Source organism: Collinsella sp. LCP21S3_A3 (genome assembly GCF_052118905.1).
Lineage (GTDB): Bacteria > Actinomycetota > Coriobacteriia > Coriobacteriales > Coriobacteriaceae > Collinsella.
In genome coordinates this window covers 20,940-36,485 of the sequence record NZ_JBQKGH010000007.1, presented here as the reverse complement: position 1 = coordinate 36,485, position 15,546 = coordinate 20,940, and the positions used below count along the sequence as shown (strand labels likewise).

Sequence of the window (15,546 nt, the reverse complement as noted above, 5' to 3'; positions counted from 1 at the left end):
ACCGGCGTGTCCGCGCGCCGTTGCCCTGTGTTTGAGGAGTCGCCCGTGCCAAGGAAAACGATTCGCCTGCTCGCCGTGCTGGCTGCGGTTCTGTGCGTGCTGACCGCACCGCCCGGGGTTGCTCGGGCCGAGGCACTCTTCACCACCGCCGATGGCCGCCAGGCGACCGAAGATTCCGCGCTTATCGATGGCGTCGGGTTTGGCCTCAACGCGTTTGAGCGCAATGCCAAGGGCACGGCCCGTTCGTTTGCGGGTCAGCCCGAGGGCTACCGTTTTCCTATCTACAAGAAGACGACCCTCGTGACGGTGACGACGCCTGAGAGCATCGTGGTCTGGCTCGACGCCCATGCCGCCAAAGACGCGGGGCTCGATATCTCAAAGGCAGATGACCAAAAGGCGCTCAAGAAGATGCTCGTGGGGCTCGACAAGTCGCACTCCATGGGTGGTGCGTTGCTGGAGGACTCTAATCTCGAATGGGTCTTTACCTCGGATAACGCGCTGGTGCAGAGCGATTACCGCTATCAGTTTAAGGTGAAGGGCGGCAACGGCGATTACTACACGGTAGTGAATGCCGCCGACGCCGCGAATGCCGAGCTAGATTTGGGTGACGGCGCCCTGTGGAGCGATAACGCCGCCCTCGTGCGGTATGCGGACGTGTCGACGACGGTGCCGCCGTCGCTGGCGGAGCGCGCCGCAGCCTTCTTTGGCGACATCGACTATCGCCCGTTTTGGGTGTCCATAAAAACGAGCGGCCTTGCCCTGCTGATCTCCTTTGCGCTGGGGCTGTTCGCCGCGTGGAAGACTATGGGTACCTCGAGTCGCATCAAGGGCCTGCTCGATTCGGTTTTTACGATTCCTATGGTGCTGCCGCCCACGGTCTGCGGCTTTCTGCTCCTCATGCTGTTTGGCCGCTCGACCGGGGTGGGCCAGTGGCTCATCGCGCACGGCATCTCGATTGTCTTTACGTGGCCGGCGGCGGTGATATCTGCCGTGGTGGTGTCGTTTCCGCTCGTCTATCGTACGGCACTCGGTGCCTTCGAGAGCCTCGACACGCAGATGCTCGACGCCGCGCGAACCTTAGGATGGTCCGAACGTCGCATCTTTGCCAAGCTCATGATGCCGCTCGGCTGGCCCTCCATCGCCGCCGGCACGGTGCTCGCCTTTGCCCGCGCAATGGGCGAGTTTGGCTGCACCCTGTTCTTTGCGGGCAACTACGCCGGTATTACGCAGACCATTCCCATCGCCATTTACTTTGAATGGATGGGCGGCAACACGTCGGTGGCCCTCTTTTGGGTCGTGGTCGTAATCGTGTTTAGTTTCCTAGTCATTCTGTTCATCAACATGTACACGGCGCATTCGCAAAAGTATCGCGAGCGGGGCCTTTCCCGTGCGGAGCGCAAGCAGGCCAAAGATCTCGCCGGACGGGGCGATTCACTCGACCCGGCGGGCGGCGATGCCTTGCGTATCGATCGCGAGGCGCTGGCCGAGCTCATGCGCGATGACGCCGTCTCGGAGGGAAGTCGATAGGCCATGTCACTCGTTCTGGACATCAAAAAACGCTATCCCGGGTTTACGCTCGACATGCAGCTTGAGGCCGGCGAGGAGCGCGTGGCGCTGCTGGGCGCCTCGGGTTGTGGCAAGAGCTGTACGTTGCGCTGCATTGCCGGCGTGGAGACGCCCGACGAGGGCAAGATCGTCGTCAACGGCATGACCTTTTTTGACTCGGCGGCGGGCATCAACCTGTCGCCCCAGGAGCGCAAATGCGCCCTGCTGTTCCAAAACTATCAGCTGTTTCCCAACATGACGGTGGCCGATAACGTATGCGCCGGCGTAAAGGATGCGGGCGACGCCGCCGCGCGCAAAAAGCTCGCCGAGCGCTATCTGGGCATTTTCGGTCTGGCCGATTTTGCCGACCGCTATCCCGCGCGACTCTCGGGCGGCCAGCAGCAACGCGTGGCGCTCGCCCGCATGGTGGCGGCGCATCCGGGCATCTTTATGTTCGACGAGCCTATGAGCGCGCTCGATTCCTATCTTAAGAGCGCACTCGAGCAGAACATGCTCGACCTGTTCGACGTCTGTAACCGCACCGTGCTCTACGTGAGCCACGACATTGACGAAGCGTGCCGCCTCTGCCAGCGCATCTGCGTGATGCATAACGGGCGCGTCGAGGAGATCGGTTCTGTCGAGGACGTGGTTCGCCGTCCGCAGACGCTGGCGGCGCTGCGCTTGACGGGGTGCAAGAACACAAGCCGCGCACGAAAGATCGGGCCCGAGGAAGTTGAGGCGCTCGACTGGGGCATGACCTTTAACGTGGGTCGCGAGGTTCCCGATAATGTGGTGTACCTGGGCATTCGCGCAAGCTACTTCCATGTTGACAATCGCGCGGAGCGGGGCCGCAACAGCTATGATTTGCACGTGGCCCGAGTGAGCGATTCACGTTTTGAGCGCCTGGTGCTGCTGGACGTGCCGCGCGTCGATGCGCCCACGCGCCTGCAGTGGAAGGTCAACAAGGTGGGCGTGCCTGTCGACGGGCTGCCGCAAGCGGGCGAGACGCTGCGCATGCATTTTGATGCCAGTAGGATCCATTTGGTCTGTCGATAGCGCCGGGTAATGCCGTCGGGGATATAAGTCTCGGCGGCTTTGTCTTGCCGTTCGCCGAATGAGGGATGACAAACTCTTATCAATCAAGATAATTATTTATTAAACGACGGCACACGATGCTGTCGTACGACGATGCCGCGGGGGCTGCAAGCGTGGCTCTGTGTGGTACGTCCGACGAGGTGATTCCCGAGGGCGAGAAGGTGCTGCCGGCAAATCTGTGTCCGCTCATCAAGTCGACGTACGTCTTTGCCTACTCGCAAAAGTGCCCGTTTACGTACTTTAGCGACATGATCATCGGCGAGACCACCTGCGACGGCAAGAAGAAGATGTACGAGCTGCTGGGGGAGCTCAAGCGCACGCACATTCTGCATCTTCCGCAGGGTCGCGATCGCGCCTACGAGCGTGAAGGCTGGTACGAGGAGTGCCGCCTGCTCAAGGAGGAGCTCGAGGGCTTCTACGGCGGCTAAGGCCGCTGTGGTCGATGGGGTGGATTCGGTGACGTGGACCTGCGTGCAGCCAACCGGGTTCTCCTCGGTCGATGCTTCCGAGCGGCTGCGCGAGGCACTGGCAGCGGCTGGCTATGACGTGGCTGCCGACCTGGCGCGTTCCGGCGAGCCCACCAAGATCAGCAGCATGTGCACGGTGTTTGCCGAGAGCGAGGTCATTAGCCTGATCGGCCGCGGCGAGCCGCGCGAGAACATTGCGCGTGGCGTGATCGAGAGCGTCGTGTCGCGTGTGGCGACCATGGCCTCGCAAGCCGCGGGCGCCCCGTACTATCTGACCGGTGGTCTGTGCGAAAACGCCTATGTCGTCGAGCGTCTTGGCGCATTGGTGGGCTCGCCGGTCACCACCTCGCCCCAGGCCCGCTTTGCCGGTGCCATCGGCGCGGCCATTCGAGCCCAGGCGCTCGCGTAGGGGGCCGGTGCGATAAATTGCCCGCTCTCGGCGCCGCCATGCGTATACTGGGAGGAACTGATTGACCTATGAGAGGAGGTATCGATGGCTGACGATCTCATGAAGCTCACGCAGATGACTGCCGCGAGCGGTTGAGCCGCTAAGTTGGCTCCTGGAGCCCTCGCCCAGGTCCTGGGCGACTTACCCAATGTGCATAACGACAACCTGCTCGTGGGGTTCGATACCTCCGACGATGCGAGCGTCTTCCGCGTTGGCGATAACTTGGGCCTCGTGCAGTCCATCGACTTCTTCCCACCGATGGTCGACGACCCGTTCCTGTTTGGCCAGATCGCCGCGGCAAACTCGCTGTCGGACATATACGCCATGGGCGGACGGCCGAGCCATGCCATGAACCTGCTTTGCATACCCAGTTGCCTGGGCGTTGAGGTTGCCGGCCAGATTCTGGCGGGTGGCGCCGACAAGTGCGTCGAGGCCTGCTGTGCCATCGCGGGCGGCCACACCATCAACGACGACGAGCCCAAGTACGGCCTGTCCGTGAGTGGCTTTGTCGCGCTTGACCGTATGCTCACCAACAGCGGCGCACGCGTGGGCGATGTTCTGCTGCTGACCAAGGCGATCGGCTCGGGCATCATCACTACGGCCATTAAGGGCGAGCTCATCGAACAGGACGAGGCCGCAGCCATGTTTGACTCGATGCGGACCCTCAACGAGGCTCCGATTCGTCTGGCCGAGGACCTCGAGCTTCATGGCTGCACCGACATCACGGGCTTTGGCCTGATCGGACATGCGTGCGAGATGGCCGAGGGCTCGGGCGTGCAGATTGAGCTTGTGTCGGGGGCGGTGCCGCTCTTTGACCAGGTGCTCGACATGGCACGCCTTGGCATTATCCCTGCCGGCGCCTACCGCAACCAGGACTTTTTTGGCTCGCGCGTGGCGGTCGACGATGGCCTGGAGCCGGGCATGCTCGACGCGCTGTACGATCCGCAGACCTCGGGCGGCCTGCTTATCGCGGCGCCTGCTGCCGATGTGGATGAGCTTGCGCGCCGTCTGCATGCCGAGGGGTGCGTTGCCGCCGTCGTCGGTCGCGTGTGCGAGCCGGTGCCAGGCGGTCCTGCCGTCCACGTTGTCCGCTAGCCCGCACGTTTATGTAACTGTTTACCGTTCTCTAGAACGGTTCTTTCGAAAGGAAATGCTATGTCTACCAAGATTGAAGTTAATGCCATGGACGATGCCTGCCCGCTGCCCGTTGTCAAGACGCTTAAGGCGCTCAAGCAACTCGATGGCGAGGGCGTTGTCGTGACCTCGGTCGATAACGAGACCGCCGTCAAGAACATCTCCAAGATGGCGCAGGAGAAGGGCTGCACGGCCTCGGTCGAGAAGGTTTCTGACGCCGAGTGGCACGTGACCGTGGCGACCGCCGGTGCCGTGGCCGTGGCTGATCCCGAGCAGGATGGCGCTGCCTTCTGTGATGCCAGCGCCGGCAAGGGCAAGCTCGTCATTTCCGTCTACACCGACTGCATGGGCCGCGGCGACGACGAGCTGGGCCACAAGCTCATGAAGGCCTTCATCTTTGCCGTGACGCAGCAGGAGGAGCTGCCCGCGACCATGCTGTTCTACAACGGCGGCGCCAAGCTCACCGTCGAGGGCTCGCCGGTGCTCGATGACCTGAAGGGCCTGGCCGAGCAGGGCGTCGAGATTCTCACCTGCGGTACCTGCCTGGACCACTTTGGCATCAAAGACCAGCTTGCGGTGGGCGAGGTCACCAACATGTACGTGATCGTGGAGAAGATGGGGCAGGCCGTGCGCGTCGTGCGCCCGTAGCGTATTGGTTGGAGTTGCCATGAGGGAGAAGCGTCCGGCGCTTGTCATCACGTTTCCCACCACGGCGGCCGCCATGGGCTGCGAGTCCCTATGCATCGAGCGCGGCCTCCCCGGGCGCACGATCCCCGTGCCCGGGGAGGTCGCTGCCGGCTGCGGCTTGGCGTGGAAGGCGTTGCCTGCCGATGAGGAGCTACTGCGCGCCGAGCTTGCCACAGCTGGTGTTCCCACCGAGGGCTTTACGGTGATTGACATGTGGGAGGTCGTGCGATGATCTATCTGGATAACGCGGCGACGACCATGCATAAGCCGCAGACGGTCATCGATGCCGTGACGCAGGCGATGTGCTCGCTCGGCAATGCCGGACGTGGCGCGACGTCGGGTGCGCTCGACGCGGCGCGTACCATCCACGGCTGTCGTGCCAAGCTCGCGCGCCTTTTGGGTTGCCCGAGAGCGGACCATGTTTGTTTTACGCCCAACTCCACCGCGGCGCTCAACACCGCCATCTGTGGCGTGGTGCGCCCCGGCGACCGTGTGGTCACGACGGTGCTCGAGCACAACTCGGTGTTACGCCCGCTCAATCGCCTGGCAGCGGAACAGGGTGTGGCGGTTGAGCATGCGGGCTGCGACGCGAACGGCGTGCTCGACTACGACGAGCTCGAGTGGTTGGTGACGCCGGACACGCGTGCTGTGGTGGTGACGCACGCCTCCAATGTGACCGGCAACGCGGTCGACATTGCGCGCGTAGCGGCCATGGCCCATGCGGCAGGTGCGCTGGTGATCGTCGATGCCTCGCAGTCTGCCGGCACGGCGAAGATCGACATGGATGCCATGGGGCTCGACGTTGTGTGTTTTACCGGTCACAAGGGGCTTATGGGTCCGCAGGGGACCGGCGGCCTGGCCGTGGCAGAGGGCGTCGACGTGGCGCCCTGGGCCATGGGCGGCACGGGCGTGCACAGCTTCGATGCGCTGCAGCCGCTTGAGTGGCCCACGCGCCTTGAGGCGGGCACGCTCAACGGTCACGGTATCGCGGGCCTTTCTGCCGGCCTCGACTTTATCGAGGCACAAGGCGGGGTCGAGGCGATTGCGGCGCATGAGCGCTCGCTTGCAGAGCGCTTCCTTGCCGGCGTGCGCGAGATTCCGGGGATTAAGCTCTACGGTGCCTTTGACCAGCCCGTGCGCTCGGCGATCGTCTCACTCAACGTGGGTGATATCGACTCTGCCCAGATTTCGGACGCGCTCATGCAGGGGTGGGGGATTGCGACGCGCCCCGGCGCCCATTGTGCCCCGCTCATGCACCGCGCGCTCGGGACTGAGCGTCAGGGTGTCGTTCGTTTCTCGTTTGGGTATTTCAACACGGACGAGGAAGTCGACACCGCGATTGACGCGCTCCGCGATTTAGCCTGTTAGAGCGTATATACTTGCGGGACGGGTCTTTTGCCCGTCCCGTTTTGTTTCGACCCGAAAGGTGGTCCCATGGCCTCATCCGCCCCGCACGGCCTGCGCTCCGACCATGTCGTTACCGTCGGCATCGCCCTGTTCTCGATGCTCTTTGGCGCCGGCAACCTCATTATTCCGCCGCTGTTGGCGCTGCAGGCAGGCTCTGCCACGCCGCTCGCCATGCTCGGCTTTCTGATTGCCGCCATCGGCCTGCCCGTCATGGGCTTTATCGCCGTGGCGCTTGCCGGAACGGCGCGCGAGCTGGCCGGGCGTGTGCATCCTAAGTTTGGTGAATTCTTCGTTGCGGCGGTGTATCTAGCCATCGGCCCGTGCCTGGCTATTCCGCGCACGAGCTCCACGGCCTTCGAGATGCTGGTGCCGCTGCTGCCCGAGGGCGTCTCGCTCGGCACAACTCGCCTGGTGTTTGCCGTTGGCTTCTTCGTCGTCGCGTTTGCGCTCACGCTGCGTCCGGGCGTTATCACGCGCGTGCTCGGTCGCATTACGGGACCCGCGCTCATTGCGCTCATCGTGCTGGTCGTGGGTGCCGCCGTGGTCTCGCCGTTGGGTCCCGCTGGCGCGCCGCAGGCTCCCTACGATGCAGGCGCTGCCGTGCAGGGCTTTTTGACCGGCTACCAGACCATGGACCTGCTTGCGTCGCTCGCCTTTGGCATTATCATCGCCGAGACCATCCACGAGCTGGGCGTGACCGATGACAAGCGCGTGGCCTTCGAGATCTCGCGTTCTGGTGTGATCGCCGGCGTGCTCATGGCCATCATCTACTGCGGCCTGGCGCTTGCCGGCATGCAGCTCGGCACGGTTGTGCCCGATGCCACCAACGGTGCCGCCATCCTTGCCCGTTCTGCCTCCATGCACTTTGGTCTTGCCGGCACGGTCGTGGTCTTTGCAATCTTTTTCCTCGCCTGCATGAACGTGTGCATCGGCCTCATCAGCTGCTGCTCGCGCTACTTCTGCGAGACGTATGTGGTCGAAGGGGGAGCGGAGGCTTCCGAGGAGGCCATGCGCCGTCCCTTCGCGGTTTTCGCCTTTGTGTTCGCGGCGTTTTCGTGCGTGCTCTCCAACGTGGGCCTCGACGCGATTCTCATGTTCTCGGTGCCCATGCTCAACGCCTTGTATCCCGTTGCCATCGTGCTGGTGCTTATGGGCCTGGTGCACGGTTTTTGCGATGCGCATCCGCGGGTGTGGGTTTGGGTCGGCGGCGTCGTCGCGGTGCAGAGCGTGATCACCTCGGTCCGCGACGCGTTTTTTGCGGGCGCGTGGCTGCCATTCGATGCGCTGCCGTTTGCAGACATTGGAGCCGCGTGGGCGCCGGCCGCCGTTGTGGCGTTTGTGATTGGCCTGCTCCATAGCCAGTTTGTCACACATTCGAGGAGCTAGGGTATCGTCGCTTGCACAAGCGGGAAGTCTCCCCTATAATTTCCTTCGCTTTGGGACACGCAAGGTTTAGACCTTAGCTGCTCAACACCTTCGGGACGTGGCGCAGTTTGGTAGCGCGCCTGCTTTGGGAGCAGGATGTCGCAGGTTCAAATCCTGTCGTCCCGACCATATCTTGCGGGCGTAGTTCAATGGTAGAACCCCAGCCTTCCAAGCTGATGACGCGGGTTCGATTCCCGTCGCCCGCTCCATAGGATAGTTTTAACGGCTTTGGCTCTATTTGGTGCCAGAGCCGTTTTCATAAGCGTGCCGGGCGACGGGAATCGAACCCGGCAGGGTGCGAAGCTGAGAAAATGCGTGAGCATTTTCCAGCGCAGCACGCAAGGGCCAATGGCCCGCATCGAAACAAGGGTTTGCAAAGCAAACCCTTGGACTTCCCGTCGCCCGCTCTATAAGATTGATGAATGGCTCTGCTTCCTTTTGGAAGCAGAGCATTTTCATATACCTGCCGTGGACCCCACATCCCCTCCTAAGTTGCGGTGAAATACGGACTGTTTTCCGGCTTTTATGGCCCATGTAGTCCGTATTTCACCGAAACTTGCACCTGAGCTTCAGGTTGAGATTGCTCGGCCAGGAAACGCCGGCTATTATCTGGCAGATTATGGTTGGCACGTGCCGTCGCTACTCGAGGCCTGCGATGCGCTGCTCGACGAGCGCGGTTTTCGCGGGTCGGCCAAGGCCGGCATCTTGGTGTTCGACGACGACTTTGGCCTGCATGCCCAGCAGGTGGCTCCATCCGCTCGCTCGACAAGCGCGATGTGGCCCGCAAGTCGATGTTCACCACGCATTCGCTCCCTTTGTCGATTCTGATCGAAGAAATCGAGCAATCGTGCGATGATATCGTCTTCATAGGGATTCAGCCGGGCGACGCGGAGTTCTACAACCCCATGTCCCCGGAAGTCTTTGACGCCGTTGACGCCGTGTACGACGCCGTGGCCGCCAACGACTTTTCCCACTTTGTCCGCTTGGGACAGGAGCTGTAGCAGCGCTTGTCCCTGGTGATTAGGAAAGAAGTGATTGACATGGCAGATTCCAAGGTGGAGTACCCTGCTCCCGATTGCCTGGCGCCCGCCGCGATCGAGGCCAAGACCGAGGCCGCCGGCGTGACCAAGGCTAACCTGCCGGTCGCTCAGGCCTTTCTGTTGGCAATGTTCGCCGGTGCGTTTATCGCCTTCGGCGGTCTGTTCTTTACGGTGTTTTTGAGCGACAGCACGCTGGGCTGGGGTGCCCAGCGCGTCGTGGGCGGCCTGTGCTTTTGCCTGGGCCTGGTGCTGGTGCTGGTGTGTGGCGCCGAGTTGTTCACCGGTAATTCGCTTATGGTCTGCGCTCTCAAGAGCAAAAAGATCACCCTGGTCCAGATGCTCAAGGCTTGGGTCGTCGTGTGGCTTGGCAACTTTGCCGGTGCCCTGTTCATCGTCTTTTTGGTGTACATGGCCGGCGTTTACAAGCTCAACGGCGAGGCGGTCGCCAATTCCATGGTGAGTGTCGCCGCCGGCAAGGTGACGATCGACTGGCTGACGATCTTCTTCCGCGGCATCCTGTGTAACATCTTTGTGTGCCTGGCCGTGTGGATCGGTACTGCCGGCAAGACCGTGGTCGATAAGGTCGTGGGCATTCTGCTGCCCATCGCCGCCTTTGTGGCCTGCGGTTTTGAGCACTGCGTTGCCAATATGTATTTTTTGCCCATGGGTGCCGTGATGCACGCGTGCGGCTATGGTGCCGACGTCGCCGGCGCCGATGCGCTCAACGCCGCGGGCATTGCGTTTAACCTGTCCGCCGCCACGTTGGGCAACATCGTGGGCGGTGCGGTTCTGGTCGCGCTCGGATACTGGTTTATCTACGCCAAGAAGTCTGAGGCGTAGGGTACCGTCTGTTTGACGTTGGACCTCCCGCGGGGCGTCGCCGTGCGAGGATAATAGCGATTGATTGACTCAGCCGATCGAATCGGCTGATAGTTTGACGTTCGAACGATTGATTCACCTTTGGTTTTGAAAGGCCGCACATGAGCGATAGCCAGAACATGTCCGATGAGGTTCGCGCCCGCCTGCGCGCCATTCCCTCCGTCAACGAGCTGCTCGCCGAGTGGCCGGTAGTTAAGGCGGCGGGGGAGACCTGCGACGCGGTGGTGCATGCCGCCGTCACGGCCGAGCTCGACGAGGAACGCGCCGCCATTCGCGCCGGTGCCGCCCCGCGCTCTAAGCGCGACCTGGCCTCGGCGATCGAGTGGCGTGCGCACCGCTCCGCGCTGCCGAGCCTGCGCCCTGCCGTCAACGCCACGGGCGTGGTCATCCATACCAACTTGGGCCGCGCCCCGCTCGCGGAGTCGGCGGCAAAGGCCGTGGCCGAGGTTGCGCGCGGGTACAGTACGCTCGAGTACAGCGTGGACACCTGCTCGCGCGGGTCGCGCAAGGAACACGCCGCGCAGCTGATCCGCTCGCTCACCGGCGCCGAGGACGCGCTTGTGGTCAACAACAACGCCGCCGCGGTGCTGCTGGTGCTGGCGACCCATGCCGCAGGCAAGGAGGTCATCGTTAGCCGCGGCGAGCTTGTCGAGATCGGCGGCAGCTTTCGCATCCCCGATGTCATGGCGTCTTCGGGCGCCAAGCTCGTCGAGGTCGGCGCCACCAACCGCACGCACCTAGCAGATTATGAGCAAGCCATCACGCCCGATACGGCCATGATTCTCAAGGTCCATCCTTCCAACTATCGCATCGAGGGCTTTCACGAGGAAGTGAGCTCTCGGGAGCTTGCGGCGCTTGCTCACAAGCACGGCCTGCTGTTCTATGAGGACCAGGGGTCGGGCGCGCTCCTGCCCGATGACATCCTGGTGCGCGGTGGCGAGGAACCCACGCCGGCTTCGGTCGCGGCGGGGCTCGATATCGTGTCGTGCTCGGGCGATAAGCTGCTGGGCGCGGCGCAGGCGGGCATCATCATGGGCCGTCGCGATCTGGTCCAGGCCTGCGGCGCACATCCGCTCATGCGCGCTCTGCGTCCGGGCAAACTGGCTCTGTCGGCGCTCGAGGCCACGCTGCGCATTTACATGGACGGGGCGGATGCGGCCCATCGCGAGGTGCCGGTGCTCAACATGCTTACGCTGCCGCAGGCCCATTTGGAGCGACGTGCCCGCAAGCTGCGCGATCGTATGGTCGCCGGGCTCGATAAGGCCGGTTGCCCGTGCGCCGTTCAGGTGGAGATCGTCGAGGAATCGTTGACCCCCGGTGGCGGCTCGCTGCCTACCATGGAGCTGCCCACGATGTGCGTTGCCGTGCGTCTTGTTGACGCGCGCCTGACGGTCGATGCGCTCAAGCGCTCGCTTGTCCAGGACTTCGACACGCCGGTCGTCACGCGAACCTCGCACGATCGCATTTTGTTTGACGTCCGTACGCTCGTGGGCGACCGCGACATCGAGACGGCGGCGTCGACGCTTGCCGCATGCGTTGAGAAGGCGCTTGCTCGATGAGTGAGGTCCAGGCGCTGGTGGAGTGTCCCGTTATCGTTGGCACGGCGGGCCACGTCGACCACGGTAAGTCGGCATTGATCGAGGCACTGACCGGCAAGAATCCCGACCGTCTGGAGGTTGAGCGTCGTCGAGGTATGACCGCTGAGCTTGGCTTTGGCGAGCTGGCGCTGCCGAGTGGCAAGATTGTCGGCCTGGTCGACGTGCCTGGCCATGCCCACTACCTGCGCGCCATGGTGCAGGGCGCCACGGGTATCGACGTGGCCGTGCTGGTGGTTTCGGCCGTCGAGGGCGTGATGCCGCAGACCCGCGAGCACGTGCATGTGCTGGAGCTGCTGGGCGTTACGCATATGGTGGTCGCGCTGACGATGTGCGACCTGGCCGATGCCGAGATGACCGAGCTTGCCGAGCTCGATGTCGATGTTTTTTTGTCGGGTACCGTGTTTGCGGGCGCGCCGATTGTGCCCGTGTCGTCCAAGACGGGCGAGGGGATTGACGGGCTGCTTGCGGTGCTCGACGAGCAGGTAAGTGCCTGCTGGGATGCTTGCCGCGACCGTTCCGATCGGAGCGATGCCGCGTCTCGCCTGCCGATTGACCGCTGCTTTACGATCAAGGGTGTCGGCACCGTCGTTACGGGAACGCTGCACGATGCACCGGTTGCTGTGGGCGACGAGCTGATGGCTTTGCCGTCGCGTACGGTCTGTCGTGTGCGCGGGATTCAGGTGCATGGCGATACGCTGCGCGCGCTGCCTGGGCAACGCGTGGCGCTCAACCTGGTCGGTGACGGTGTCGCGGCGCTTGACCGTGGTGAGATGCTGGGCGTGGCGGGTCGCTTTGGTCAGACGTTGCGCTTTATGATGACGTTTACCTACCTGGGCCGCGAGGGCGCCAAGCCGCGCGTGCTCGAGTCGGGCGCGCGCGTGCACGTGATGGCCGGCACGGCCGAGGTCATCGGCCGCGTCATGCTTTTGGAGGGCGAGGCCCCCATGGCGGTGGGCGAGACCCGTACCGTGCAGGTGCGCCTGGAGGAGCCATTGCCGCTGCGCGCCGGAGACCATGCCGTGGTGCTGTCGTATTCGCCCGTTATGCTCATCGGCGGCGGGCGTGTGCTGCTTTCGCGCTGCCGTCGCTCGCGCGAGCTTTCGGCCGGCGAGCGTGCGCTGTTTGCGGCGCTTGAAGCCGGCGATGCCGTTGCTAGCGTAGACGCGTGGCTGGCGCTGCAGGCGCTGCCGGTTGCGGCGGCTGATGTTGCCGAGGCGCTCGATCTTGTTGCCGGTGAGGCTGAGGCAGCACTGGGCGAGTTGGTGGCGCGAGGTGTTGTTTGCGAGCTTGCCGGCTCGGGCGGCACGTTGTATGCGAATGGCGCCGTGCTCGATGCCGCCATGGACGTGCTGGCGGCGACCCTGTCTGCCATGCACGCGGCGGCTCCCAAGGAGACGGGTTTTACGCCCGGCGCCGTTGCCCATGCTGCGTGGCCTGCCGCCGATGAAGGCGTTGCCGCGGCTCTGATTGCCGAGGGCTGCTCGCGTGGCGTGTGCGCCGCCGAGGGCACCGAGGTGTTCGACCCGCACTCCGCTGCTGCCGCGGCGCGTGTGGTGCGCGAGGCGTGTGAGCGCATTGTGGCGCTGCTCGACGGGGCCGGCATCGATGCGCCGACGCTGCCCGAGGTGGGTGAGCGACTGCAGCTCGACCGCGACACCATGACGCGCGCCCTGCGCGAGCTTTCGCTCAACCGCTCGATCGTTAAGGTCGAGCGCGACGTTGCCCTGTCTGCCATCTCGGAAGCCCATGCGCGCGAGCTTGTCGCCGCTGCCATTGAGGCAGCCGGCGGCGCTGCCACCACGAGCGTGCTGCGCGAGGCGCTGGGCGTGTCGCGCAAACGTGCCATCAGCATCTTGGAGCACCTGGATGCCGTGCGCTTTACGGTGCTCGACAAGGAAGCCGGCGGCCTGAGGTCCCTGCGCTAGACTGGCTGCTCGGTTTGGTAAAATACCGCCGCACTTGGGAACGGATGGGCTCCGGTGGGCTCCGCGGTCCTCAAAACCGTTGCGAGGCGTGCAAAACGTCTTGGATGTGTTCGATTCACATACGTTCCCGCCACACGCCACCAGCGCTTTTGTGCTCGCGGTCTTGCTGCGTGCCGCAAAGGCGCTGTTTTGTTTTTATGCGGGTCCGCCGTGTCGTCTGTCTTGCCGCCGGTGTGCCCGGGCGCATCATGTGTCCCCAATGTGGTGGTTTGGAACATGTGGACGAAACAGCTTCGAAACACGCGATTTGTACGTCGGGTGCTCAAAAACGCTTCTACCTGCATCGTAATCAAAACGAAACATCTGCTCGTCGGCTTATGCGAAACTTTGCTGCAACAGTGCGATATTATCCATACACGATAAAGTTCGCGGCGCATAGGGTGCCGTGACCGACATTTTCGTTTCCCATCATTGGAGGAAGCATGAGCTACACGCAGAAAGTTCTCGAAGAGCTCAAGGCCCGCTATCCCGAGCAGCCTGAGTTCATCCAGGCCGCGACCGAGATCCTCGGCACCATCCAGCCGGCGCTCGACGCCCACCCCGAGTACGAGGAGGCCGCCCTGCTGGAGCGCCTCGTCGAGCCCGAGCGCATCGTCATGTTCCGTGTTCCCTGGGTCGACGATCAGGGCAAGGTTCAGGTCAACCGCGGTTACCGCGTCGAGTTCAACTCTGCCATTGGACCCTACAAGGGCGGCCTGCGCTTTAACCCGACGGTCACCCTGGGTATGCTCAAGTTCCTGGGTCTGGAGCAGATCCTCAAGAACAGCCTGACCACCCTTCCCATGGGCGGCGGCAAGGGCGGCTCCGACTTTGACCCCAAGGGCAAGTCCAACAACGAGATCATGCACTTCTGCCAGTCCTTCATGACCGAGCTCTATCGCCACATTGGCCCCAACACCGACGTTCCCGCCGGCGACCTGGGCGTTGGCGGCCGCGAGGTTGCCTACATGTTCGGTCAGTACAAGCGCCTGACCAACGAGTGGACCGGCGTCCTTACCGGCAAGGGCCTCTCCTTTGGCGGCTCGCTCGCCCGTACCGAGGCCACCGGTTACGGTCTGGTCTACTTTGTGGACGAGTACCTCAAGAGCCGCGGCGACTCCTTCGAGGGCAAGAACGTTGTCGTTCACGGCTCCGGTAACGTCGCCATCTACGCGGTCCAGAAGGTCGCCCAGCTCGGCGGCAAGGTGCTCGCCTGCTCCGATACCCACGGCTGGGTCGAGGATCCCGACGGCATCGACTACACCGTGCTCGAGCACGTCTACAACAAGAAGCGCTCCGGCCACGACAAGGGCGTCACGCTCGCCATGTATGTTGACGAGAAGCCCAACGCCGTGTGGCACGAGGGCGACGGCCGCGGCGTGTGGCAGCTGCCCTGCGACATCGCGCTGCCCTGCGCTCGCGAGAACACGCTGCTGCTCGAGGACGCCCAGGCGCTCGTCGCCAACGGCTGCAAGGTGGTCGGCGAGGGCGCGAACATGCCCACGACCATCGAGGCCACGACTTACTTCCAGGAGAACGGCGTTGCCTTTATGCCCGGTAAGGCTGCCAACGCCGGCGGCGTGCTCGTGTCCGGCCTGGAGATGAGCCAGAACGCCGAGCACCTGTCCTGGACCTTCGAGGAGGTCGACGGCAAGCTCGAGCAGCTCATGCGCGGCATGTTCCACAACGTGGACGACACCGCCAAGGAGTACGGCCAGGAGGGCAACTTTGTCATGGGCGCCAACATCGCCGGCTTCCTGAAGGTCGCCGACGCCATGCTCGCCCAGGGTGTCTGTTAGATCTTCGCTTGACATAGCATGTGATGAGGCTCCCAGCCATCAAGCTGGGAGCCTTTTT

At 63.3% G+C, this 15,546-nt stretch carries 14 protein-coding genes and 3 tRNA genes; all 17 read left to right on the top strand.

Annotated elements, in window-relative coordinates; translation table 11 throughout:
- Positions 1 to 45: 45 nt before the first annotated feature.
- The 17 genes from modB (at position 46) to gdhA (ending at position 15,488) form a co-directional block, all read left to right on the top strand.
- Positions 46 to 1,527 carry a molybdate ABC transporter permease subunit gene (gene modB / locus ACTQ0H_RS05165; protein WP_441538003.1) on the top strand — a complete coding sequence of 494 codons (1,482 nt, stop codon included), beginning with the start codon at positions 46 to 48 and terminating at the stop codon, positions 1,525 to 1,527.
- A 3-nt stretch (positions 1,528 to 1,530) separates the two neighbouring features.
- Positions 1,531 to 2,601, top strand: a complete 1,071-nt coding sequence (locus tag ACTQ0H_RS05160; RefSeq protein ID WP_441538005.1) for a sulfate/molybdate ABC transporter ATP-binding protein — start codon at positions 1,531 to 1,533, stop codon at positions 2,599 to 2,601.
- A 116-nt stretch (positions 2,602 to 2,717) separates the two neighbouring features.
- Entirely contained in the window at positions 2,718 to 3,068 is a 351-nt protein-coding gene (locus ACTQ0H_RS05155; protein WP_441016223.1) for a 2-hydroxyacyl-CoA dehydratase, read from the top strand.
- Positions 3,069 to 3,075: 7 nt separating this feature from the next.
- Positions 3,076 to 3,516 (top strand): BadF/BadG/BcrA/BcrD ATPase family protein, encoded by a 441-nt coding sequence (locus ACTQ0H_RS05150; RefSeq protein ID WP_427747749.1) that lies wholly within the window; start codon positions 3,076 to 3,078, stop codon positions 3,514 to 3,516.
- Positions 3,517 to 3,600: 84 nt separating this feature from the next.
- Positions 3,601 to 4,650, top strand: a complete 1,050-nt coding sequence (gene selD / locus ACTQ0H_RS05145; RefSeq protein WP_441538008.1) for a selenide, water dikinase SelD — start codon at positions 3,601 to 3,603, stop codon at positions 4,648 to 4,650.
- A 60-nt stretch (positions 4,651 to 4,710) separates the two neighbouring features.
- Positions 4,711 to 5,337, top strand: coding sequence for a sulfurtransferase-like selenium metabolism protein YedF (yedF, locus tag ACTQ0H_RS05140; protein ID WP_441538010.1), 627 nt, complete (start codon positions 4,711 to 4,713; stop codon positions 5,335 to 5,337).
- Between the two features lie 19 nt (positions 5,338 to 5,356).
- Entirely contained in the window at positions 5,357 to 5,608 is a 252-nt protein-coding gene (locus ACTQ0H_RS05135; protein WP_441538012.1) for a DUF3343 domain-containing protein, read from the top strand.
- On the top strand, positions 5,605 to 6,744 hold the full coding sequence (locus ACTQ0H_RS05130) for an aminotransferase class V-fold PLP-dependent enzyme (RefSeq protein WP_441538014.1): 1,140 nt from the start codon (positions 5,605 to 5,607) through the stop codon (positions 6,742 to 6,744). The genes ACTQ0H_RS05135 and ACTQ0H_RS05130 overlap by 4 nt, the downstream gene beginning before the upstream one ends.
- 66 nt (positions 6,745 to 6,810) lie before the next feature.
- The gene (gene brnQ, locus ACTQ0H_RS05125; RefSeq protein ID WP_441538016.1) at positions 6,811 to 8,169 is read left to right on the top strand and encodes a branched-chain amino acid transport system II carrier protein; all 1,359 of its coding nucleotides are present in this window, start codon (positions 6,811 to 6,813) and stop codon (positions 8,167 to 8,169) included.
- Positions 8,170 to 8,260: 91 nt separating this feature from the next.
- A tRNA-Pro gene (locus ACTQ0H_RS05120) sits at positions 8,261 to 8,337 on the top strand.
- Positions 8,338 to 8,343: 6 nt separating this feature from the next.
- A tRNA-Gly gene (locus ACTQ0H_RS05115) sits at positions 8,344 to 8,417 on the top strand.
- Positions 8,418 to 8,831: 414 nt separating this feature from the next.
- The gene (locus ACTQ0H_RS05110; RefSeq protein ID WP_441538017.1) at positions 8,832 to 9,209 is read left to right on the top strand and encodes a hypothetical protein; all 378 of its coding nucleotides are present in this window, start codon (positions 8,832 to 8,834) and stop codon (positions 9,207 to 9,209) included.
- 39 nt (positions 9,210 to 9,248) lie between these two features.
- Positions 9,249 to 10,088, top strand: a complete 840-nt coding sequence (locus tag ACTQ0H_RS05105) for a formate/nitrite transporter family protein (protein ID WP_441068074.1) — start codon at positions 9,249 to 9,251, stop codon at positions 10,086 to 10,088.
- A gap of 140 nt (positions 10,089 to 10,228) precedes the next feature.
- Positions 10,229 to 11,686, top strand: a complete 1,458-nt coding sequence (gene selA / locus ACTQ0H_RS05100; RefSeq protein WP_441547882.1) for an L-seryl-tRNA(Sec) selenium transferase — start codon at positions 10,229 to 10,231, stop codon at positions 11,684 to 11,686.
- On the top strand, positions 11,683 to 13,650 hold the full coding sequence (selB, locus tag ACTQ0H_RS05095; protein WP_441538021.1) for a selenocysteine-specific translation elongation factor: 1,968 nt from the start codon (positions 11,683 to 11,685) through the stop codon (positions 13,648 to 13,650). The genes selA and selB overlap by 4 nt, the downstream gene beginning before the upstream one ends.
- A 36-nt stretch (positions 13,651 to 13,686) precedes the next feature.
- Positions 13,687 to 13,783 (top strand) — tRNA-Sec (locus ACTQ0H_RS05090).
- Between the two features lie 349 nt (positions 13,784 to 14,132).
- The gene (gene gdhA, locus ACTQ0H_RS05085) at positions 14,133 to 15,488 is read left to right on the top strand and encodes an NADP-specific glutamate dehydrogenase (protein WP_154515369.1); all 1,356 of its coding nucleotides are present in this window, start codon (positions 14,133 to 14,135) and stop codon (positions 15,486 to 15,488) included.
- The last annotated feature ends 58 nt before the right edge of the window (positions 15,489 to 15,546 follow it).